Origin of the sequence: Mesorhizobium sp. M7A.F.Ca.MR.148.00.0.0 (genome assembly GCF_003997735.1) — a bacterium.
Classification (GTDB): domain Bacteria; phylum Pseudomonadota; class Alphaproteobacteria; order Rhizobiales; family Rhizobiaceae; genus Mesorhizobium.
Map to the genome: position 1 here is coordinate 880 of NZ_RZTB01000283.1, position 329 is coordinate 1,208.

Here is a 329-nt window from a genome sequence, read left to right on the forward strand (position 1 = left end):
GGACCGCACCTCGAATTCCGGCTCGAGCTCCAGCGACATCTGGGCGATTTCGCGGATATCGTCCTCGTCATCCACATAGAGAATCCTTGCGGGCATGAGCGTCACTCCTTGGCGTGCGCGGCAGGTTGAGTGCGGGGCGAAACCAACATGCTCCTGACCAGCTTTGCCACATCGATTTCCGAGGCCCTGGTCTTGGTCATGATGGCCTGCACGCGATCACCGAGTTTCTGGTCGAGCTCCGCCGCCGAAAACACGATGACCCCGGTCTCGAGCGGCAGATCGGCCAGCAGGTCCAACCCCGAGCCGTCGGGGAGTGCAATGTCCAGGAT

The 329-nt window shown here is 61.7% G+C and carries 2 pseudogenes; both read right to left on the bottom strand.

Going from position 1 to position 329, the window contains the following annotated elements:
• A pseudogene (locus EOB49_RS38285) lies at positions 1–96 on the bottom strand (hypothetical protein); the annotation flags it as partial.
• A gap of 5 nt (positions 97–101) precedes the next feature.
• Positions 102–329: pseudogene (locus EOB49_RS33945) on the bottom strand (hybrid sensor histidine kinase/response regulator); the annotation flags it as partial.